Here is a 21,949-nt window from a genome sequence, read left to right on the forward strand (position 1 = left end):
CGGAGTGCGCAGTGGGGCGAGCAGACGACGGGCGCGCGGCGTTCTGGGCCGGGCCGCTGCCGCAGGCCGTGGCCGCCGTCGGAGCCTCCACGGCCGGGCTCACCGGTGAACGCGCCGCCGCCCTGCTGCGCGAGCACGGGCCCAACCGGGTCGACGCGGGCGCCAGGCGGGGCTGGCGGCTCCTGCTGTCGCAGTTCACCAGCCCGATCATCCTGATCCTGATTGCCGCGACCCTGCTGTCGATGGCCGTCGGGGATCTGATCGACGGCACGATCATCCTGGCCATCGTCGCGGCCAGCGGTGGCCTCGGCTTCTGGCAGGAACACGCCGCCGGGCGGGCCGTCGACGCGTTGCAGGCCCGGGTCCGGGTGGACACCGAGGTGATCCGCGACGGGCGTGAGGTGTCCGTACCGGTCGAGGAGGTCGTCGTCGGCGACCTCGTGGTGCTGCGCGCCGGGGACGTCGTCCCGGCGGACTGCCGGATCGTTGAGGCGGAACGTCTGCAGGTCGACCAGGCGGTGCTTACCGGCGAGTCGTTCCCCGTACCCAAGTCGGACGACCCGTCGCCGCCGGACGCGGAGCTGACCGCGCGCGGCAACGCGCTGTGGATGGGTACGCACGTGGCCAGTGGCACCGCGCGCGCGGTGGTGATGCGCACCGGCCGCGACAGCACCTTCGGAGCGGTGTCCCGCCGGGTCGCCTCCCGCCCCGCCAGCACCGGCTTCCAGCGCGGGCTGACCCGCTTCGGGCTGCTGCTCGTGCGGATCATGGTGGTCCTGCTGGTCGGCATCTTCGTCGCCAATCTGCTGCTGCACCGCCCGGTCATCGACTCCCTGCTGTTCTCGCTCGCCCTCGCCGTCGGGCTGACCCCGCAGATGCTGCCGGCGATCGTCGCGGTCAGCCTCTCCGCCGGCGCCCGTGCGATGGCCGCGCACCGGGTCATCGTCAAGCGCCTCGAGGTCATCGAGGACTTCGGCGCCATGACCGTGCTGCTGACCGACAAGACCGGCACCCTCACCGCCGGCACGGTCACCCTCACCGGCTGCCTCTCGGTCGACGGTGAGCCGGACGCCGAGGTGGCCCGGCTCGCGAGGCTCAACGCCGGCCTCCAGCGTGGATTTCCCAACCCTGTCGACACGGCGATCATGAGGGGGCAACCACCCGCCGACCCGGGCACCCGCATCGCCGAGGCGCCCTACGACTTCACCCGCCAGCGCCTGTCCCTGCTGGTGCGCGACGGAGACGAGCCGATCCTGGTCACCAAGGGTGCGCTACGCGCGGTGCTCGACGTGTGCGCCACCGCACGCACCGCCGCGGGCACGGTACCGCTGGACGAGGTACGCGAGCGGGTCCTGCGACGGTTCGCCGCGCTCAGCGACCAGGGCGACCGGGTGCTGGGCCTCGCCGTGCGAGCCATGCCCGGCGCCACCGCCGTCGCCGTCGCCGACGAACGGGAGATGACGCTGGTCGGGCTGCTCGCCTTCCAGGACCCACCCCGCGCAGACGCCGCCGCCGCCATCCGCCGGCTCGCTGACATGGGCGTCACGGTCCGACTGGTCACCGGCGACAACCGGCACGCCGCCCGGCACGTCGCCGCCAGCGTCGACCTCGCCGGCGAACCGCTCGTCGGCGCCGACCTCGCCGCCTGCCCCGACGACCAGTTGCCGGAGCGGATCACCGACGTCACCGTGTTCGCCGAGGTGGACCCGCTGCAGAAGGAACGCATCCTGACCGCGCTGCGCCAACGCGGCGACGTCGTCGGGTTTCTCGGCGACGGCATCAACGACGCTCCCGCGCTGCACGCCGCCGACGTCGGCATCTCCGTCGACACCGCTGTCGACGTCGCCAAACAGGCCGCGGCGATCGTGCTGCTCGACAAGAACCTCGACGTGATCGCCGACGGCATCCGCCTCGGCCGCCGCACGTTCACCAACACCTTGAAGTACATCCGGGTCAACACCAGCGCGTCCTTCGGCAACGTCGTCAGCATGAGCATCGCCGCGCTCCTGCTGCCCTTCCTGCCGCTGCTGCCCCGTCAGGTCCTGCTGCTCAACTTCCTCTCCGACATCCCCTACACCACCCTGTCCACCGACTACGCCGATGCCGAGCAGATCCAGCATCCGCGTACCGTCGACGTCCGGACCATCCGCAGGTTCATGCTGGTGTACGGCTCGATCAGCATCGCCGTGGACCTCCTCGTACTCGGCGCCCTGCGCTGGTGGTGGCACGTGTCGACCGACGTCTTCCGCGCCGCCTGGTTCGTCCAGTTCACCGCCACCGAGATCATCGCGCTGCTGGTGCTGCGCTCCAATCGGAGTTTCCTGCGCAGCCGCCCCTCCGCCGCGCTCGCCGGCACCGGACTGTTGCTCATCACGGTCACCGTCGCGCTGCCCTTCAGCCCACTGTCCGCGCCACTCGGACTCGCCGCGCTCCCGCCGGTGGTGCTGGCGGCCCTCGCCGCGGTCACCCTGGTCAACGTCGCCGCCAACGAGACCGCCAAGTACGTCGTCCCGCCGGACCCGACCGCCGCACGGCGGGTGCCCCGCCCGTGACGGTCTGGCGTCCATCGGTGATCGCCTATTGACAAACAAAATTAACAATTGGACCCTGCTGAGAGAGCGCTCTCCCGTCCCTGTCTCCAGCGAGGTGTCGCCATGCGTCTTCGAAGAAAGCTGCTCGCCGCCGCGTCCGCACTGCTCGCCGGGCTCGCGGGCACCGTCGTCGCCACGCCCGCCCACGCGGTCGGACCCGCGTTGCTACCCGTCACCGTCACCAACACCACCGGTCGCACCGACCCGGTCTACCTCTACGTCATCGGCGTCCAGCTCTCCTCCGGCCGGCTCGGCTACGTCACCGCCGGTGGCGCCTTCGTGCCGTGGAGCGGCGGGCAGATCCCGCCGTCGCCCGCGCCGGACGTCTCCATACCGGGCCCCGGCAACGGCGGCAGCACCACGATCCAGTTGCCCCGGGGCTTCTCCGGCCGGGCCTACTTCGCCCTCGGGCAGAAGCTGAAGTTCTTCCTCACCCCGGACGGACTGGTGCAGCCCGCGCCCTGGGCGGCCGGTGACGCGAACCGCGACATCCTCTTCGACTGGAGCGAGTTCACCTACAACGACTCCGGGCTGTGGCTCAACAGCTCCCAGGTCGACATGTTCGCGATCCCGCACGCGGTCACGGTGACCGGCGCCAACGGCGTCACCAAGCGCACCGGCGACGTGGTGGCCAACGGACGCAACGCGGTCATCGACGGCATCCGGGCGCAGCCGGGCTGGGCCAACACCGTCCACACCCGCTCCGACGGGACCGTGCTGCGCGTCCTGGCCCCGGGGAAGGCGGCCGGGGCCGGCCTGCTGAGCACCACCTACCTGGACTCCTACATCGCCTCCGCGTGGAACGCGTACACCACGAAGACGCTGACCGTGGCGCCCTTCGCCGACCAGCCGGCCATCCGGTACTACGGCCGCACCTCGGGCAACACCATGACCTTCACAAACGGCAGCGGCCAGGTGGTCGCCTCCTTCAACCGGCCCTCCTCGGCCAGCGTCTGGGGATGCGACGGCGACCTGCCCGCGCCGAACGACCAGGTGGTCGGCCCGATCTCGCGTACGCTCTGCGCGGCCCTCAACCGAGGCACGCTCGGCACCATCGACACCCAGCCCAGCACGAACGCCGCCGACTTCTACCGCAGCAACCCCACCAACCAGTACGCCCGCCTGATCCACGCCAACATGACCGACGGCCGGGCGTACGCGTTCGCCTTCGACGACGTCGGCGGATTCGAGTCACTGGTGCACGACGGCGACCCCCGTTCGGCCGGACTGATCCTCAGCCCGTTCACCGGAGGTGGGGGCGGCAACCCGACCACCGGGGTGCCCGTGGTCAGCAACTGGAACAACAAGTGCATCGACGTGCCGAGCTCCAACTTCGTCGACCGCGCGCCGCTGCAGATGTGGAACTGCAACAACACCAACGCGCAGAAGTGGACGTTCAGCGGCACGGCGCTGAAGAGCCAGAACAACAAGTGCATGGACGTCGACGCCGGGTCCACCGCCAACGGGGCGGTGGTGCAGCTCTACACCTGCAACGGCACCGGCGCCCAGCAGTTCACCCTGAACGCCGCCGGGGACCTGGTCAACCTTCAGGCCGACAAGTGCGTCGACATCAAGGACCGGAACGGCAACGACGGCGCGAGGCTCCAGCTCTGGGACTGCACGGGCACGGCCGGCCAGAAGTGGCGCAAGGGCTGACCGGCCCTGCGACGGGGGGCGGGGGCGACCGCGAGTCGCTCCCGCCACCCGCCGCGACGGCTCGCCGTCCCGCAGGACGGACGCGCCGACCACGTCGGCTCACCGCCCCATACGATGGACAACGGTGCTGGTTCGCCGTGCCCGTGAAGGGTGTGGCGTCGTAAGAGGGAACCCGGTGTGAGTCCGGGACTGCCCCGCAGCGGTGAGTGGGAACGACAGCCGTCATCGAAGCACTGGACCGTGAGGTCTGGGAAGCGACGGCCAGTAGGTGACCGGGTGGATCCGGTCGCGCCCGCGAGTCCGAAGACCTGCCCGCACCGCGCGCACCGTCCGGTGCGCGCCGCCGACGGTCGCTCGGGACGGCCGGTGCGGAAGCCGGTACGCCGTCTGTACCCCTTCCCTCCCCGCCTCGATCGGCCTCGTGTGCTTCGAGGGAAGGGATCTCCATGAGTACCGCATTCGGTCAGAGCACCGTGCTGGGCTATCCGCGTATCGGGGGCAACCGGCAACTCAAGAGGGCCGTCGAGGCCTACTGGGCGGGCCGGATCGACGCCGAGGAGTTGGCGGCGACCTCTGCCGCGCTACGGGCGAAGGTGTGGCGGACGCTGCGCGACGCGCGCCTGGACGCGATCCCGTCCAACACGTTCTCCTACTACGACCACGTGCTGGACACGGCCGTCGCCGTCGGCGCGATCCCGCGCCGGTTCGCCCGTCTCGGCCTCGGCGACCTCGGCACCTATTTCGCCATGGCCCGGGGCGTCGATGCCGAGCCGGCGCTCGAACTGACGAAGTGGTTCGACACCAACTACCACTATCTGGTTCCCGAGATCGGCTCCGACACCACCTTCGCGGCGAATCCCGACAAGGCGCTGCGCGAGTACCGCGAGGCCCGCGAGCTGGGAATCGACAGCCGGCCGGTGCTGGTCGGGCCGGCCACATTCCTGCTGCTGGCCAAGCCCACCGAGGCCGGCGGCGAACCGTTCGACCGGCTGACCGACCTGGTCGACGTGTACGCCGGCATCCTGCGATCCCTCGCCGCGGCAGGCGTGCGATGGGTGCAGCTGGACGAACCCGCCTATGTCGCCGACCGGAGCGCCGCCGAGATCGACGCGCTGCGGGAGGCGTACACCCGGCTCGGCGCGGTGGAACAGCGGCCGGCGATCTTCGTCGCCACCTATTTCGGCGAGCTCGGTGACGCGCTGCCCGCCCTGCTCGACACGCCGGTCGAAGCGGTCGGCGTGGATCTGGTGGCCGGGCCCGGCAACCTGCGGCGGCTGGCCGGTGCGGGACCACTGCGCGGCAAGACGATCGTGGCCGGCCTCGTCGACGGCCGCAACGTCTGGCGTACCGACCTGCGGGCCGCCGTGGCGGCCGGTGCCGCCGTCACCGCCCTCGCCGACCACGTCGCCGTGTCCACCTCGTGCTCGCTGCTGCACGTGCCGGAGGACCTGTCCGCCGAGACCGCTCTCGACCCGGCGCTGCGTCAGCGGCTCGCCTTCGCCCGGCAGAAGGTCGATGAGGTCGTCCGGCTCGGCCGCGCGCTGCGCAACGGCACCACGTCCCTGCCCGAGCCGCTGCCGCCCACCCCTGCCGCCTGGCGCGACGACACCGTACGCGGCCGGCTCGCCGCGCTGCGCGCCACGGATCGGCAGCGCGGCGCGTACCCGGAGCGTGCGGCGGCACAGCAGGCCCGGCTCAACCTGCCGCCCCTCCCGACCACGACCATCGGATCGTTCCCGCAGACCGACGAGCTGCGCCGCGCGCGTGCCGAGCACCGGGCCGGGCGTCTCGACGACGCCGCCTACACGCAGCGGATGCGCGCCGAGGTCGAGCACGTCGTCCGGCTCCAGGAGCGGCTGGGCCTGGACGTGCTCGTGCACGGCGAGCCGGAACGAAACGACATGGTCCAGTACTTCGGCGAGCAGCTGGACGGGTTCGCCGCCACCGAACACGGCTGGGTCCAGTCCTACGGCTCCCGATGCGTGCGTCCGCCCGTCATCTACGGCGACGTGGCACGCAGGGCGCCGATGACCGTCAACTGGTCCACCTACGCGCAGTCGCTGACCGACCGGCCGGTCAAGGGCATGCTCACCGGCCCGGTCACGATCCTGGCCTGGTCGTTCGTCCGCAGCGACCAGCCGCTGGCAGACACCGCGGACCAGGTCGCACTCGCCCTGCGCGACGAGTGCCGTGATCTCGAGGCAGCCGGTATCCGGGTCATCCAGGTCGACGAGCCGGCGCTGCGTGAGACGCTGCCACTGCGCAGGGCGGACCAGAAGGCGTACCTGGACTGGGCAGTCGGGGCGTTCCGCCTGGCCACCTGCGGAGTCGCCGACGACACCCAGATCCACACCCACCTGTGCTACTCGGAGTTCGGGGAGGTGATCACGGCCATCGACGCCCTCGACGCCGACGTCACAAGCATCGAGGCATCCCGCTCCCGGATGGAGGTTCTCGACGACCTCGCCGCGATCGGATACCGCCGGGGGGTGGGGCCCGGCGTCTGGGACATCCACTCACCCCGGGTGCCGTCCCACGACGAGGTCGTCGGCGCGCTGCGCCGGGCCGTGGCCGCGGTGCCGGCCGAGCGGCTGTGGGTGAACCCCGACTGCGGCCTCAAGACGCGCGGCTATCCCGAGGTCGAGGCGTCCCTCCAGCACCTGGTCGCCGCCGCGGCCGAGCTGCGCGGACGCTGAGCCGCCGGCCGGGCGGAACGCCGCGCCGTTCCGCCCGGCCCGGGCCCGGTTCAGCCCTTGACAGGCCGTGCCCCGAGCGCCGAGGCTGCATGAAGTGATATATGTCGATGTTACGGGGGCATGATGCGACGCAGGATCTTCGCGCTGGCTACAGCAGCCGCGGTCGTCGTCGGCGGGGCCATGACGATGGCGCTGCGGCCGGCCTACGCCGCGACGGCGTGCACGGTGGACTACACCATCACCCGGGAGTGGTCCAGCGGCTTCTGGGCCGAGCTCACCGTCACCAACCTGGGCGCTCCCGTCACCGACTGGTGGCTGCGGTTCCGGCAGGCGAACGGTCAGACGATCACCATGGGCCTCGACCGGCTGCCGGACGGATACACGCTGGGCAGCGGCGAGATGTATCCGATGACCATGCTCCGTCCCCCGGCGGGATCCACGCTGCCGACCGGCGCCTCGGTGACGGTGCGGTTCGGCGGCAACTACCAGGGTGCCGACCCCGAGCCGACCGACTGGGTGTTGAGCGGCCAGCCGTGCGACGGGGACGGCGCCGACCCGACCGGCTCGTCGCCGCCGCCGGCCTCGGGGAGCCCGCGGCCCAGCCCACTGCCGGGCGGGCCGTCGGTGGCGCTCACCTCGCCCTGGCCCAATGACTTCTTCGCCGCGCCGGGCGTCATCCCGATCCGTGCCGAGGCCACGGCGGCGCCCGGCCGGCGGATCGAGCGGGTCGAGTTCCGCGAGCGCGGCAGGCTGCTCGCCGTGGACACCACCGCGCCGTACGCGTTCGACTGGCGCGGCGTGCCGCCGAACAGCGGCACCCGCGTCACCGCCACCGCCTACGACAGCAGCGGCGCCCAGGCCACCGCCGAGGTCCGCGGCATCCGGGTGCTCCCGCCGCAGGCGCCCGGCGCCGCGCCTGCGCTGAAGGCGTTCGGCAACCGCATCCTCACGGTCACAGCCAGTCCGAGGCCGTACCGGCCCCGTGGAATCATCCGGTCGGCCGCGCCCGGCGAATGCGCATGGGGACCGATCCACTGGGACGGCCCGGTCGACGACGCGTCGGTAGGCGCGCTGCGGGCCCGCGGCGTCAACGCGGTACGGGTCGTGCTGAGCGACGCCTGCTACGCCTACACCGGCAGCCCTGCCGATCGGCAGAACCGCGTCGGCTACCTCGACGAGGCGGCCCGGTACGTCGACCTGCTCGTCCGGGCCGGCATCACACCCGTCGTGTCGCTGCGGCAGAGCGACATCTCCGCCACCCGCACGTTCTGGAGCGCGGCGGCGGAGGTGTTCGGCGACGACAACGCAGTGGTCTTCGACATCTCGTCCTACGACTTCCCGGCGGCCGGCGGCACCGATCCCGCGGCGGTCTGGACCTGCTGGCGCGACGGCGGTACCTCGTGCACGGGCACCGGCCTGCCGCCCTTCGGCGTGCAGGAGCAGATCCGCCTGCTTCGCGTCCAGGGCTCGTTCAACCTGGTCCTCGCCGCCGGGATCGACGGCGGCAACGATCTGAGCCGGTGGCTGGAATATCGCCCGGCTGACCCGGACGGCCGCAGCGTGGCCGCCGCCTGGCGCGTCGACGACCGCTCGGCCTGCGCCACGCCGGCCTGCTGGCGGTCCACGCTGCTCCCGGTCGCCGCCCAGGTGCCGCTGGTCGCCACCGACGTCAGCGCCGGCTCGGGGGCGCCGACGTTCGTACCGCGGACTGTCGCCTGGCTCGACCAGCACGGCATCGGCCACCTGCGCCGGTGACCGGGGGAGGGGAGGCCGCGGCCGGAGGGCCGGTCAGACGGCCGCGCGCGCCCACTGCTGGTTGGTGCCGCTGCCTCTCCTACCCGTACGACCCCTCGACCGGGTCGGCGTGGGCGGGACATCGCACATCGAGCCGTCCATCGACGTTCATCCAACAGATCGGCGTGCGTAAGCTCCGCACGGTCGGATCCATGGAACCTACGGAGGAGGTTCCATGGATCGTCGAACGATGTTGCGGGCCACCGTTGTCGGTGCGGGCGCTGTCGCCCTGCCGTTCACGGCGTGGTCGGCGGCGTACGGAGCCCCGGCACAGAACGCGGCGGGGCCCTACGGCGGGCTTCAGGCAGCCGACGCCAACGGCATCCAGATGCCGGCCGGGTTCACCAGCTCGATCGTCGCGCGGTCCCGGCGGACGGTGCCGGGGACGTCGTACACCTGGCACGACGCCCCGGACGGCGGCGCCGTGTTCCCGAACGGCACCGGCTGGATCTACGTGTCGAACTCCGAGGTGTCGGCCGGTGCGGGTGGCGGCGCCTCACGCCTCGTCTTCAACTCCAGCGGCGCCGTGGTCGGGGCGTCGCGGATCCTCTCCGGCACCAACAACAACTGCGCCGGTGGGAAGACACCGTGGAACACCTGGCTCTCCTGCGAGGAGGTGTCCCTGGGCCGGGTCTTCGAGACGTACCCCCTCGGCGGGACCGCGGTGGCGCGTCCTGCGATGGGCCGGTTCAAGCACGAGGCGGCCGCGGCCGACCCGGTCCGCCGGGTCGTCTACCTGACCGAGGACGAGACCGACGGCAAGTTCTACCGCTTCGTGCCGGCCACCTGGGGCGACCTGTCCGCCGGAACCCTCCAGGTCCTCCGCGCCGGTACGGCCACCTCCGGCACGTTCACCTGGGCCACGGTGCCCGACCCGGACGGCTCGCCCACCCCGACCCGGCAGCAGGTGTCCGGCGCGAAGACGTTCAACGGTGGCGAGGGCTGTCACTACGCGGACGACACCGTCTGGTTCACCACGAAGGGCGACAACCGCGTGTGGCAGGTCAACCTGGCCGCCGGCACATACGAGCTCGCCTACGACGACAACCTGGTCAGTCCGGGCACCCCTCCGCTGACCGGCGTCGACAACATCACCGGGTCCACTGCAGGTGACCTCTACGTCGCCGAGGACGGCGGCAACATGGAGATCTGCATGATCACGCCGGACGACAAGATCTCGGTCTTCCTGCGGATCACCGGACAGAGCGGTTTGGAGATCACCGGGCCGGCGTTCACCCCGGCGGGGGACCGGCTGTACTTCTCCTCGCAACGCGGCACGACCGGCTCGTCGTCCGGCGGCATCACCTACTGCGTCACCGGTCCGTTCCGCCGTTGACCGGCTCCCGGTCCCGCCGGCAGTGACCACACGGTGAGGGACGCCCGGTCCTCACCGGGCGTCCTTCACCGGCGTGCTCCACGCGGACGCGCCGGGACGACGGCTTCTCGACGTCGGGGTGTGAAACCGCCGATTCCGCCGGCCGTCACGGCACGTGGCCGGTTCCTGGCGCATTGACATCGGCGCACCGGCCACAGCAGACTGTCGCGACAACTCAACCACCGCGTGTACGTGCGGGGGAAGACCGGTCGAAATCCGGCGCTGGCCCGCAACGGTAGGCCGCCCAGAGAACTCTGCGGCGGCGAGCCCGAATACCCGTCGTACGCGTGCAACCGCTCCCCACCCGTCGTGGCCCACGGGTCGGAGTCCCGGACGCCCCCGCGTACTGCGGTCGTCCGGGCTTTCGACGACCGCCGGGCCGGAAAGGCGCTTCCGATGGTCGTCCGCCGAAGTCGGCACCGCCTGCTCGCGCTCCTCTGCGGCGTACTCGCCGCCCTCACCCTCACCACACCGGCCGTCGCCGCCCCCGATCGCGCCGCCCTCACCCGCCCGGAGGCCGCCGCCGGCTGGCTCGCCCGGCAACTCGTCGACGGCGAACGCTTCGAGGCGGTCTTCGACGGTGTCGCCTACCCCGACCAGGGGCTGACCCTCGACGCCGTGTTCGCCTTCGCCGCCGGCGGCGTCGCCGACGACCACGGCGCCGGCGCGCTGGCCTGGGTCACCCGGCCGGACATCCGCGACGGCTACCTCGGCGACGGCGTCTCCGAGGCGTACGCGGGCGCGACCGCCAAGCTCGCCCTCGCCGTGCAGGTGCGCGGCGGCGACCCGGCCGACGTCGGCGGGGTGGACCTGATCGCCCGGCTGCGTTCGCTGCAGACGCCGGCCGGCCGGTTCAGCGACCGGTCCGCGTACGGCGACTACAGCAACGCGTTCAGCCAGTCCTTCGCGCTGCTGGCGCTGGACCGTACGGCGGCCGGGGCGCCTCCGGCGGCGGCCGCCTGGCTGGCCGGCATCCGATGCCCGGACGGCGGCTACCCGCTGCTGCCCGCCCAACCGGTCTGCACGTCCGACGTGGACGCCACCGCGCTCGTGACGCAGGCGCTGCGCGCCGCGGACCGTCCGGCCGACGCCGCCGCCGGGCTGCGCTGGCTGGTGTCCGTTCAGCGTGCCGACGGCGGCTTCGCCAACGCGGCCGGCACACCGAACGCCAACAGCACCGGCCTCGCCGCGCAGGCCCTGCGCGACGGTCACCGGCTACCGGCCTGGGCGCGGTCCCGGGCGTTCCTCGCCGGACTCCAGGTCGGCTGCGCCGGGGCGCCCGCCGACCGGGGCGCCGTCGACTTCGACGGTGGCGGCTTCGACCCGGCCACCGCGCCCCGGGCCACCGCCCAGGCCGTCCTCGGTCTCACCGGGATCGGGTACGCCCGTCTGTCCGCCGCCGGCGCCGACCTCGGCGCACCGGTGCTCGCCTGCCCGTGAACCGCCTCGCCGCTCACCCGATCACAGGAGGACCCGTGTTCCGTCACCGTCCCACCGCCCGCACCTGGATGGCCGGCCTGCTGGCCGCCGTCGTGGCCGGCGTCGCGCTGACCGCAGTCGAACCCGCGCCCCGGTCGGCGCACGCCGCCGCCTGCGCCGGCACCTCGGGAGTCACTGTGGTCGTCGACTTCGCCGCGCTCGGCGGCGGCGTCCAGGTCGCCTGTGCGCCGGGCGATCCGGCCACCGGCCTGGCCGCGCTTCAGGCCGCCGGCTTCACCGTCACCGGCACCGCCCGCTGGGGCCTGGCCTTCGTCTGCCGGATCAACGGCAAGCCCACCGCCGCGACCGAGCCGTGCGTCAATACCCCGCCGGCCACCGCGTACTGGTCGTACTGGCACGCGTCCAGCGGCGGCTCCTGGTCCTACAGCACGTCGGGGGCGACCGGCTACAACCCCGCGCCGGGCAGCGTCGAGGGCTGGTCCTTCGGCGCCGGCGCCCCGCCGAGCATCGCCGCTCCCTGACCCGCCGGCTGCGAACGGTGTGACCAGCGGCGCACCGGGTACCGGCAGCTGCTCTGGCGTCGTCGCGCGCCCGGGCGGTACGGTGTCGGCACCCGGTGCGCCGGGCACAACTGCATACGTCCCGTGTGGGGGGAAGCCGGTTCGAAGCCGGCGCTGACCCGCAACCGTGAGCGAGAGTCCCTTTTCGCGAGCCGGAATGCCCCGCCCGGGACGAGCGGCTTCCACTGTCGAGGTCTACAGGGTGAAGTCCGGGCCGCCGAGGTCCGACCACCCCGCCCACCGCAGCACGCGGAGCGGGGTGTCCGTCTCTCGGGGTGCTTTCCGGAGGTTTCACCGACCGCTCTGCGAAAGGCACCCCTGATGCCCCTGTCCCGGCGTCTCACCACCGGTCTCGGTACAGCCACGGTGACGGCTCTCGCCGCGATCACCGGCACCCCGCCGGCCGTTGTCGCGGCACCCGCCCCGGCCCACGTCACCGCCGCCCGCGACGCCGCGTCCTGGCTGGCCGGCGAGTTCACCGACGGGGCGCTGCCCGGCCCGTTCGCCCCCGAGGACTGGGGGCTGACCATCGACGGCCTGGTCGCGCTGTCCGCCACCGGCGTCGACGCACCGACCCGGCAGGCGGCGACCGCGCAGGTCGCGACACACGTACGGTCCTACAACAGCTACGACGACTGGGGCATCGAGGGCTTCACCGACGGCGGGGCCACCGCCAAACTGCTCTACGCCGCAGCCGCCGCCGACGCGGACCCCACCGACTTCGGCGGCTACGACCTGCGGGCGGAAACCCTGTCGCTGATCGCCACGGCCGACGCCGGGCACCAGCGGGGACGGATCACCAGCCGTACCACCGCCGACAGCGGCCCGGACGCCAGCAACACCTTCGACCAGTCCTTCGCCGTGCTCGGCCTGGCCCGCAGCGGCGACCTGCCACAGGATCCGGTGGACTTCCTGATCCGGCAGCAGTGCGCGGCGGGCGGCTTCCGGCTCTACCCGGACGCCGCCGACGGGCCGTCGCCGTCCTGCGACGACCAGCCCGGCGCCACCCTCGACGTCGACTCGACCGCGATGGCCGTGCAGGCGTTGCTGGCCGCCGCCGAGGACGGCGCCACGGGCGCCGGCGACGCCGCCCGCAAGGGCGCCGACTGGCTGGTCACCCAGCAGCACGCCGACGGTTCCTTCGGCGGCTCGGGACCCACCACCGGCGCGAACTCCAACAGTACCGGCCTGGCCGGGCAGGCCCTCGCCGCCGCCGGCCGCGACGACGAGGCCGCCCGGGCGGCGACGGCCCTGGCCGCGCTGCAGCTCACCGCGGGCAACGGTGGCGCGGCCTCCGCCGACGCCGGCGCGATCGCCTACAACACCGACGGATTCACGGCTGCCGCGGCGGCCGGGATCACCGACACCGACCTGGACCAGTGGCGCCGGGCCACCGCGCAGGCCCTGCTCGGGCTGGCCCAGGTCCCGCTGGGCCGGATCGGCCTCGACCCGCCGCCCACGTCGACTCCCACCCCGACCGGCACGGCCTCGCCCACCGCGCCGTCCACGCCCTCCGCGTCTCCCACGCTCACCACGTCGCCTCCACCGACCGGCACCGCCGGCCCGACGCCGAGCGTGACCAGCCCTGCGGCGACACCCGCGCCTACGACCGCGGCGCCGGCCACCGTCGCGCCGCCGATCACGACCCCGGCCGCGTCCGGGCCGGGCGGGCTGCCGACGACCGGCGTGGCGATCGGTAGCTACCTGCTGATCGCGCTGCTGCTGATCGGTGGCGGAGTGACACTGCTCGTGCTCGGCCGACGGCGGGCGGGATGAGCCTCCGCGCCGCCCGTGGCGCGCTGGCCGTCGCCCTGGTCACCGCCTGCACCACGATCGGACCGGGCAGTCCTGCGGTGGCCGCCGGGTCGGCCGGCTACTGCCCGGACGCCTCCGGGGTCACAGTCGTGGTGGACTTCAACGAACTCGGCGGCGGGACGGTGGTGCGGTGCGCGCCGGGCGCCCAGGCCACCGGCCTCGCGGCGCTCAAGAACGCGGGCTTCCCGATCACCGGAACCCTGCGCTGGGGCGAGGGGTTCATCTGCCGGATCGACGGCAAGCCGTCGGCCGCGACGGAGAAGTGCGTCGACACCCCGCCTGCGAGCGCCTACTGGTCGTACTGGCACGCCCCGAACGGCGGCAGCTGGACGTACAGCGACAAGGGCGTGCTCAACCGCAAGCCGGCGGCCGGCAGCTTCGAGGGCTGGTCGTTCTCCCTCAACCGCAACGCCGACGACGCGCCCCGTCCCGGCGTCGCGCCGAAACGCCCCGCCCCTCCACCGCCACCGCCACCACCGCCGCCGCCCACGGGCGGTGAGCCGGCGGCGCCACCACCGGCAGGAGGAACCGTCGCACCGCCGCCGGTCGCCGGTGGCCGGCCCGGCGAGCCCACCCGGCCGGGCGGCACCTCCGGCCCGCCGGTCTCCGTCGGCCCGCCGACCTCCGCCGGCACGTCACCGACGGCCGGTACGCCGACCCTGACGGCGACGCCGGGCGCCGCCACCGGCACGGCACCGCAGGGCTCCTCCGACGAGCCGGTGGTGACGGATGTCGCCGCGTCCCGTGACGACGACGGCCTGCCACTGGGCACGATCGCCGGGGTGCTTCTGCTCGCCCTGCTCGCCACCGGCGCGCTGGTCGCGGCCCGACGACGCCGTGCCGCCGACCCGGATGACTGACGTCACGGTCACCGGGTCGCGGCCGGCCGACGCCCGTCGTCTGCCGGGCCGGTGGCCGGTGTGGTGGCTGCCCCGGGGGCTGCACCCGGGCGCATGGTGGCTGTGGGCGCTCGGCCTGGCCACCGCGGCCAGCCACACCACGAATCCGCTGCCGCTGGCCCTGCTCGTCGCCGTCGCCGGTCTGGTGGTGGTGCGTCGCCGGGGCGACGCGCCGTGGGCGTTGGCGTTCCGCATGTACGTCTGGCTCGGCGCGGTGATCGTCACGATGCGGGTGGTGTTCCGGATCGTGTTCGGCGGCGGCCAGGGCGACCACATCCTGGTCCGGCTGCCGGAGATCCCGCTGCCCGCGTGGGCGGCGGGCATCCGCCTGTTCGGACCGGTCGCCGCCGAGCAGATCCTCGGTGGCTTCTACGACGGGCTGCGGCTGGCGACGATGCTGATCTGCCTCGGTGCGGCGAACGCCCTGGCCAACCCGAAGCGGCTGCTCAAGGCCGTACCCGGAGCGCTGTACGCGATCGGCACCGCCGTCGTGGTCGCGTTGTCGGTCGCCCCGCAGCTGGTGGAGAGCGTGCTACGGGTCCGCCGGGCCCGGCGGCTGCGCGGCGCGTCCGCCCGCGGGATGAGGGCGCTGCGCGGGATCGCCCTGCCGGTGCTGGCCGACGCGTTGGACCGGTCCCTGGCCCTCGCGGCCGCGATGGACTCCCGTGGTTACGGCCGCACCGCGGCGGTGCCCGCCGGGCAGCGAACCGTCACCGGGGCGCTCGTCCTCGGCGGGCTGGTCGGCGTCTGCGCCGGCACCTACGGGCTGCTCGACACCGCCGCACCCGGCTACCTGGGGCTGCCGATGCTCCTGGCCGGACTGACCGCCGCCGTGACCGGCATGCTGCTGGCCGGTCGCCGGGTCCGCCGCAGCCGGTACCGACCGGACCGCTGGCGCCCGGCCGAGCTGCTCGTGGCCGGCTGCGGGGTGGCCGCCGCGGCACTGACCATGCTCGCCGGCTCGGTGGACCCGGAACTCCTCTACCCGCCGGTCAGCCCGCTCACCTGGCCCCAGCTGACCCCGCTGATGCTTCTCGCCGTCGGCGTCGCGGCGGCACCCGCCTGGCTGGCGCCGCCACCACCGCCGACGGTACGTGCCGGACGCCCGCCGTCGGTGGACCGGCCCATCCCCGTCACGGACGTGCCGGCAGACGGAGTGCGCGCCGCGAGGGCATCGACACCGGGAGACCGCCCATGATCACTTTCGACCGGGTCACCGTCCACTATGCCGAGGGCGGCCCGCCACCGTTGCGGGATGTGACGTTTCGCGTCGAGGAAGGTGAACTCTGCCTGGTCGCGGGCCGTACCGGCGCCGGAAAGTCGACGCTGCTGCGGGCGATCAACGGTCTCGTCCCACACTTCACCGGCGGCACCCTGCACGGCGCCGTCACCGTCGACGGCAGGGACACCCGCACGCACCCGCCGCGCGATCTCGCCGACGTCGTCGGCGTGGTCGGCCAGGACCCGTTGGCCGGCTTCGTCACCGACACCGTCGAGGAGGAACTGGCGTACGGGATGGAGCAGCTCGCCCTGCCACCCGCGGTGATGCGCAAGCGGGTGGAGGAGACGCTGGACCTGCTCGGCATCGCCGACCTGCGCGACCGGCCCCTGCGGACGCTGTCCGGCGGTCAGCAACAGCGGGTCGCCATCGGCGCGGTGCTCACGGCGCACCCCCGTGTGCTGGTGCTCGACGAACCCACCTCCGCGCTGGACCCCACCGCCGCGGAGGACGTGCTCGCCACCGTCAACCGGCTGGTGCACGACCTCGGAGTGACAGTGGTGCTGGCCGAGCACCGGCTGGAGCGCGTCCTGCAGTACGCCGACCGGCTGCTGTACCTGCCCGGCGACGGCCATGTCCACGACGGGACGCCGGCGACCGGGCTGGCCCACATCGACATCGCGCCACCCCTGATCGAGCTGGGTCGCCTCGCCGGCTGGACACCGCTGCCGTTGTCGGTCCGTGACGCCCGCCGACGGGCGTCCGACCTCCGGCACCGGCTCGCCGGCGTGGCGCCGCCGCCGGTCCCGGCGGGCGCGGACACCGGTCCCACGCTGACCGCGCGGAAGATCGTCGTACGGTATCCGGGCACCGTCGCGGTGGCCGGCGTCGACCTTGATCTGCGCGCCGGCCGGGTCGTCGCGTTGATGGGCCGCAACGGATCCGGCAAGTCCAGCCTGCTCTGGGCGGTGCAGGGCAGCGGCCCACGCCACGGCGGCACCGTCGCCGTGACCGGGCCGAAGGGCACCGTCGACCCGAAGGCCCTGCCGGCCGGTCAGGCCCGCCGGCACGTCGGCCTCGTCCCGCAGGACTCCGGTGACCTGCTCTACCTGGAGACAGTCGACGCGGAGTGCGCCCAGGCCGACCGGGAGACCGGCGTGCCGGCCGGCACCTGCCGGGCGCTGGTGGACCAGCTCGTCCCCGGACTGCCCGGTGACCGGCACCCCCGGGACCTGTCCGAGGGACAGCGGCTCGCCCTCGCACTCGCCGTGCAGCTCACCGCCGCTCCGCCGGTGGTCCTGCTCGACGAGCCGACCCGCGGCCTGGACTACCATGCCAAGCGGCAGTTCACCGCCGTCGCCCGGATGCTGGCCGGCAGCGGCCGAGCCGTGGTGGTCGCCACCCACGACGTCGAACTCGTCGCCACCCTCGCCGACCGGGTGATCGTGATGGCCGAAGGGGAGATCGTCTCCGACGGCACCACCGCAGAGGTCATGCTCGCCTCGCCGGCGTTCGCGCCGCAGGTGGCCAAGGTCCTCGCCCCCGCCCCCTGGCTGACAGTGGAACAGGTCGCCGCCGCGCTCGACGAGACCAGGGCACCGGCATGAGCGTGCTACGGGTCGCCCCGCGTACCGCCGTGGTGCTGACCCTCGCCTCGGCCGCCGCGCTGGCCACCTTCACCTGGCCGTTCTTCGTCCCCGCACACCCGGAGAGCACCGCCCGCACCGGCGAGGCGCCGCTGGTCTTCATCGTCATGCTGCCGATACTCGTAGCGCTCGTCCTCGCCGAACTCACCTCCGGCGGCATCGACAGCAAAGCCCTGGCGATGCTCGGCGTACTCGCCGCCGTCAACGCCGCCCTGCGCCCCCTGGGTGCCGGGACCGCGGGCATCGAGACCGTGTTCTTCCTGCTCGTCCTCGCCGGCCGGGTCTTCGGACCCGGGTTCGGCTTCCTGCTCGGCGCCACATCGCTGTTCGCCTCCGCCCTGCTCACCGCAGGCGTCGGGCCGTGGCTGCCGTTCCAGATGCTCTGCGCCTCGTGGATCGGCCTCGGCGCCGGCCTGCTTCCGGCCCGGCTGCGCGGCCGCGCCGAGGTCGCCGTCCTGGCCGGGTACGGGATGCTCGCCGCCTACGGCTACGGCCTGCTGATGAACCTGTGGTTCTGGCCGTTCAGCGTCGGCGCGGACACCCAGCTGTCCTACGTCGCCGGTGCCCCCGTACTGGAGAACCTGCACCGTCTCGCCCTGTTCACCGCCGTCACGTCCACCTTCGGCTGGGACACCGGCCGCGCGATCACCACCGCCGTGGCGATAGTCCTCGCCGGTCCCGCCGTCCTCGCCGCGCTGCGCCGCGCCGTCCGGCGGGCCGCGTTCGGCGCGCCGGTCACCTTCGCCGCGGCGTCCGACAGGCCCGCGGCGAAGGTGACCGGCATCCCGCAGTCCTCCTCGCAGGCGACGTAGGGCGCCGGCCGGAGGGTCGGTCAGACGGTCGTACGCGACCACTGCTGGTTGGCGCCGGTGTTGCACGCGTACTGCTTGAGGACCGCACCGTCAGCGGTCGATGCGGCCGGTACGTCCACGCACTTGCCGCTGTGCCGTGCCCGGAGTTGGAAGTAGCTTCCGCCTGTGACCATCTGGAACTGCTGGTTGGTGCCGCTGCCGCAGGTGTACTGGATCAGTTCGGCGCCGTCGGCGGTGGACGCGCTCACGACGTCGAGGCACTTTCCGCTGTTGCGGCTGACGAGTCGCCAGTAGCCGTTGCCGGCGTCCTGGAACTGCCACTGTTGCCACGTGTTGCCGTTGTACGTGTACTGGCCGACGCGCGCGCCGTTGTCGGTGTTCGGTTGCTGGACGTCCATGGCCTTGCCGCTGTGTCGCACGGTGATCCGGTAGAACGTGTCAGTCGGCGGGGGCGTCGTGGGGCCGCCGCCGATGGTGTCGCCCCAGGCGTACCGGATCTGGTCGGCGCCGGAGGTGTTGCGGACGGTCAGGTTGAGGTCGGTGCCGCTACCGCTGAGCGAGTACATCGAGTACCAGTCGTAGCCGATGGTGCCGGGCTTGCCGCCGAGCGCGGGCCAGTAGGTGCCGCCCATCCGGTTGTCGCGCATGACCTGGGCCATGGCGCGGATGTGGCGCACGAAGTTGTCGGTGCTGTTCGCGTCGGCGTAGTTGCGGCCGTCGTTCATGGGTGCGCCGAACTCGGTGGCGACCGCCCGCGACGCGCAGTTGCCGAGGCGGGTCTGGATGTGGCTCCGGAAGGCGTCGTAGGTCATCTCGCCGTAGAAGAAGGCGTAGTGGTGGAACGACAGCAGCGTCGAGGCGAATCGGCTGTCGTTGCAGATGTCGCGCAGGTCCTGACTGAACCCGGTGCCCCCGATGAGCACCCGGCTGGGCACCGCCGAGTAGTGGTAGCTGAGCCAGTTGGCCGCGACGTTGCGCCACTCCGTCGAGCTGTAGCCGTGGGGCTCGTTCATCGGCTCGAAGTAGACGTCGGGGTTCGAGCCGTACGTGTTGGTCACCGTGGACCACATCGCGTTCCACGCGGCGAGGTTCGTGATCCGGCCGCCGGAGGCGGCGCCGTCCTCCCAGTAGGCGAGGATGACCTTGAACCCGCGGGCGGTGGCGGCGTCGATGGCGCCCCGGTAGGCCTCCCACCACGCCGTTCCCACCGTGTGGGTGTTGATGGGCAGCCGGACGGTGTGGACGCCCATGGTGGAAGCCATGTCGTCGTAGAGGGCGTTGGCCTTGGCCCGCACCGTCGCGTTGCTGTCGGAGGAGCTGAGGCCCTGCACGACGAGGGGACCGGTGCTGAAGTTGTCACCTAGCACGGCCCAGTTCATGCCTCGGAACTGGTTCGTGGCGGCGACGGCGGGCGACGACATGACGGCGACGCCGCCGACCATCGCCGTCGTCGCGGCCACCAGCACGATCAGCAGCCGGCGTAGTGACCTGGTGCTCCGCGCCGGGCCCGGTGGGCGGCGCCGCGACGAGGTGGTCCGCGTCGGGAAGTGGTCGATCATCTGATCCAGCCTCTCTGGCTCCGGACATCGGGCTGACCGCCGAATCCGCTGCTGCCCGTAGTGGTCCCGGCCGTCGTGAGGACCCTCTGGAGATGGGCGCTGTTAGCGCTAACGCCGGTGGAGCGGCGTACCTCCGGGCTTCAGCGGCGGGGTGCGTGACACCGAGGCAGGGGTATGCCTTCTGGCTGTTAAATGTGCGTTGCGAACAAGTGTTCGCGATCACATCCGGAGTGTCAAGGCATCGATGTGTGTCGTCCCCTGTGGCGATCGGGGTGCCGGGGTGGGGCGTGGCCCTGCGTCGACCTCGTGATCCAATGAGGCGCATGGTTCTCCAGTGGATCGCCGCCGGCCTCCTGTTGCTGATCGGGCTGGCGCGCTCGGCGGGCGGGCGCGGCGGAGGCGTCGGATACTGGGTCGATGACCAACCCCGACCTCGATCCCGAGGTGTACCCGCCGATCGACCCGCGTGAGGACGTGCCGGACGATCCCGGCGAACTCCTCCCGGACACGCCCGGCGAACTGCCCGAGGCGCCGGTCGAGCCGATGCCCGACGACGGGGAGCCCGGGGGCGTACCCGAACCGGCCTGACCGGCCCGGCGCCGGGGTGCCCGATAGATCGACGATGGTGGATAATCTTGCGGTGACCGGCGCGCGGACCGCAGGGGAGACCGGATGAGAATCGTCGACGCCCGGGTGATCGTGACCTGCCCCGGCCGGAACTTCGTGACCCTGAAGGTCGTGACCGACGAGGGAGTCACCGGAGTCGGCGACGCCACCCTCAACGGCCGGGAGTTGGCCGTCGCGTCCTACCTGCGCGACCACGTCGTGCCGCTGCTGATCGGGCGCGACCCGGCCCGGATCGAGGACACCTGGCAGTACCTCTACCAGGGGTCGTACTGGCGGCGCGGACCGGTCACGATGAGCGCCGTCGCCGCCGTGGACACCGCGCTGTGGGACATCAAGGGCAAGGTCGCCGGGCTGCCGGTCTACCAGTTGCTCGGCGGCCGGTCCCGCGAGGGCGTGACCGTGTACGGGCACGCCAACGGCGAGACGGTCGACGAGGTGCTGACCGAGGTCGCCCGTTTCGTCGACCTCGGCTACCGCGCGGTGCGGGTGCAGTGCGGCGTGCCCGGCCTGCCCCGGACGTACGGCGTCAGCGCCGACAAGATGTTCTACGAGCCCGCCGACGCCGCGCTGCCGACCGAGACGACCTGGTCCACCGAGGCGTACCTGGCCCACGTGCCGGGCGTGTTCGCCCGGGTCCGCGAGGAGTTCGGGCCCACCCTCCGGCTGCTGCACGACGTGCACCACCGGCTCACCCCGATCGAGGCGGCGCGGCTCGGCAAGAGCCTGGAGCCGTACGCGTTGACCTGGATGGAGGATCCGGTCCCGGCGGACCTGCAGGAGGGCTTCCGGCTCATCCGCTCGCACACCACCACGCCGATCGCCGTCGGCGAGGTCTTCAGCAGCATCTGGGACGCCGCCCAGCTCATCCGGGAACAGCTCATCGACTACGTCCGTACGACTGTGGTCCACGCCGGCGGGATCACCCACCTGCGGCGCATCTTCGACCTCGCCGCGCTGCACCACGTCCGCAGCGGCTCGCACGGCGCCACCGATCTCTCCCCGGTCTGCATGGCCGCCGCGCTGCACCTGGACATCGCCATCCCCAACTTCGGTCTGCAGGAGTACATGCGGCACACCGAGGCGACGGACGAGGTTTTCCCGCACGGCTACCACTACGACGGCGGCTACCTGCATCCGGCCGAGACTCCGGGGCTCGGCGTGGACATCGACGAGCAGGCCGCGGCCCGCTACCCGTACGCGCCGGCCTACCTGCCGGTGAACCGGCTGACGGACGGCACCGTGCACCCCTGGTGAGCGCGC

General features: G+C 72.8%; 15 protein-coding genes and 3 riboswitches. Of the genes, 14 read left to right on the forward strand and 1 reads right to left on the reverse strand.

The features are described 5' to 3' along the window. The first annotated feature begins 11 nt into the window (after nucleotides 1–11). From mgtA to HA073_RS09175, 12 genes are all read left to right on the forward strand, one after another. A complete protein-coding gene (gene mgtA / locus HA073_RS09120) occupies nucleotides 12–2,552 on the forward strand; it encodes a magnesium-translocating P-type ATPase (RefSeq protein WP_166456142.1) in 2,541 nt (846 codons plus the stop codon). Between the two features lie 102 nt (nucleotides 2,553–2,654). Next, complete coding sequence (locus HA073_RS09125) at nucleotides 2,655–4,247, forward strand: beta-1,3-glucanase family protein (protein WP_166456143.1); 1,593 nt, start codon at nucleotides 2,655–2,657, stop codon at nucleotides 4,245–4,247. 111 nt (nucleotides 4,248–4,358) lie between these two features. Continuing rightward, a riboswitch (cobalamin riboswitch) is annotated at nucleotides 4,359–4,578 on the forward strand. Nucleotides 4,579–4,693: 115 nt separating this feature from the next. Continuing rightward, complete coding sequence (metE, locus tag HA073_RS09130) at nucleotides 4,694–6,943, forward strand: 5-methyltetrahydropteroyltriglutamate--homocysteine S-methyltransferase (RefSeq protein WP_166456144.1); 2,250 nt, start codon at nucleotides 4,694–4,696, stop codon at nucleotides 6,941–6,943. Nucleotides 6,944–7,063: 120 nt separating this feature from the next. After that, nucleotides 7,064–8,698, forward strand: coding sequence for an Ig-like domain-containing protein (locus tag HA073_RS09135; RefSeq protein WP_166456145.1), 1,635 nt, complete (start codon nucleotides 7,064–7,066; stop codon nucleotides 8,696–8,698). A gap of 214 nt (nucleotides 8,699–8,912) precedes the next feature. Next, nucleotides 8,913–10,073: an alkaline phosphatase PhoX gene (locus HA073_RS09140; protein ID WP_166456146.1), complete on the forward strand. Its 1,161-nt coding sequence runs from the start codon at nucleotides 8,913–8,915 to the stop codon at nucleotides 10,071–10,073. Nucleotides 10,074–10,274: 201 nt separating this feature from the next. Beyond that, nucleotides 10,275–10,411, forward strand: a riboswitch (cobalamin riboswitch). Between the two features lie 97 nt (nucleotides 10,412–10,508). Continuing rightward, the gene (locus HA073_RS09145) at nucleotides 10,509–11,552 is read left to right on the forward strand and encodes a peptidase (RefSeq protein WP_166456147.1); all 1,044 of its coding nucleotides are present in this window, start codon (nucleotides 10,509–10,511) and stop codon (nucleotides 11,550–11,552) included. A 68-nt stretch (nucleotides 11,553–11,620) separates the two neighbouring features. Then, nucleotides 11,621–12,073, forward strand: a complete 453-nt coding sequence (locus HA073_RS09150) for a hypothetical protein (RefSeq protein ID WP_181373699.1) — start codon at nucleotides 11,621–11,623, stop codon at nucleotides 12,071–12,073. 85 nt (nucleotides 12,074–12,158) lie between these two features. Continuing rightward, a riboswitch (cobalamin riboswitch) is annotated at nucleotides 12,159–12,297 on the forward strand. 136 nt (nucleotides 12,298–12,433) lie between these two features. Further along, nucleotides 12,434–13,888, forward strand: coding sequence for a terpene cyclase/mutase family protein (locus HA073_RS09155; protein WP_166456148.1), 1,455 nt, complete (start codon nucleotides 12,434–12,436; stop codon nucleotides 13,886–13,888). Next, complete coding sequence (locus HA073_RS09160) at nucleotides 13,885–14,787, forward strand: hypothetical protein (protein ID WP_166456149.1); 903 nt, start codon at nucleotides 13,885–13,887, stop codon at nucleotides 14,785–14,787. The genes HA073_RS09155 and HA073_RS09160 overlap by 4 nt, the downstream gene beginning before the upstream one ends. Then, nucleotides 14,780–16,024, forward strand: coding sequence for a CbiQ family ECF transporter T component (locus HA073_RS09165; protein WP_166456150.1), 1,245 nt, complete (start codon nucleotides 14,780–14,782; stop codon nucleotides 16,022–16,024). The genes HA073_RS09160 and HA073_RS09165 overlap by 8 nt, the downstream gene beginning before the upstream one ends. Then, on the forward strand, nucleotides 16,021–17,652 hold the full coding sequence (locus HA073_RS09170; RefSeq protein WP_166456151.1) for an ABC transporter ATP-binding protein: 1,632 nt from the start codon (nucleotides 16,021–16,023) through the stop codon (nucleotides 17,650–17,652). Before HA073_RS09165 ends, HA073_RS09170 begins: the two co-directional genes overlap by 4 nt. Continuing rightward, nucleotides 17,649–18,503 carry an ECF transporter S component gene (locus HA073_RS09175; RefSeq protein WP_166456152.1) on the forward strand — a complete coding sequence of 285 codons (855 nt, stop codon included), beginning with the start codon at nucleotides 17,649–17,651 and terminating at the stop codon, nucleotides 18,501–18,503. Before HA073_RS09170 ends, HA073_RS09175 begins: the two co-directional genes overlap by 4 nt. A gap of 20 nt (nucleotides 18,504–18,523) precedes the next feature. Here HA073_RS09175 and HA073_RS09180 read toward each other — a convergent pair whose 3' ends face one another. Then, entirely contained in the window at nucleotides 18,524–20,062 is a 1,539-nt protein-coding gene (locus tag HA073_RS09180) for an RICIN domain-containing protein (protein WP_166456153.1), read from the reverse strand. A 417-nt stretch (nucleotides 20,063–20,479) separates the two neighbouring features. Here HA073_RS09180 and HA073_RS09185 point away from each other — a divergent pair, with 417 nt between their 5' ends. Continuing rightward, nucleotides 20,480–20,650 carry a hypothetical protein gene (locus tag HA073_RS09185; protein WP_013287071.1) on the forward strand — a complete coding sequence of 57 codons (171 nt, stop codon included), beginning with the start codon at nucleotides 20,480–20,482 and terminating at the stop codon, nucleotides 20,648–20,650. A gap of 84 nt (nucleotides 20,651–20,734) precedes the next feature. Next, nucleotides 20,735–21,943, forward strand: coding sequence for a D-mannonate dehydratase ManD (gene manD / locus HA073_RS09190; RefSeq protein WP_043322904.1), 1,209 nt, complete (start codon nucleotides 20,735–20,737; stop codon nucleotides 21,941–21,943). Nucleotides 21,944–21,949: the final 6 nt, after the last annotated feature.

It is taken from the genome of Micromonospora sp. CMU55-4, assembly GCF_011602315.1.
GTDB classification, from domain to species: Bacteria; Actinomycetota; Actinomycetes; order Mycobacteriales; family Micromonosporaceae; genus Micromonospora; species Micromonospora chalcea.